The sequence below is a fragment of the Arthrobacter sp. Soil_C_49 genome (assembly GCF_057656635.1).
The window spans coordinates 1-274 of sequence record NZ_JBDGJZ010000043.1 but is presented as its reverse complement, the minus strand read 5'-3'; the positions used below and the strand labels follow the sequence as shown (position 1 = coordinate 274).

Genomic DNA, 274 nt, shown 5'->3' with positions numbered 1-274 from the left:
GCTGAGCTGGCCAACCGCGGCGTTAAGGATGTGCTGATCGTCTGCTGCGACGGGCTCACCGGCTTTCCCGAAGCGATCGCGGCGACATGGCCAGGGGCGATGGTGCAGACCTGCGTGGTCCATCTGATCCGCGCCTCGATGCGCTTTATCGGCTACCAGGACCGCAAGAAGGTCGCAGCTTCCCTCAGGCCGATCTATACCGCTCCAACGGCCGAGGCGGCCGAGGACGAACTTGACGCTTTCGAGGCCTCCGAGCTCGGAAAGAAATACCCTG

At 63.5% G+C, this 274-nt stretch carries 1 protein-coding gene; it reads left to right on the top strand.

Annotated elements, in window-relative coordinates:
- Positions 1–274: transposase (locus AC3A4Z_RS22620; protein ID WP_498714556.1), on the top strand; the 274-nt coding region annotated here is incomplete at both ends.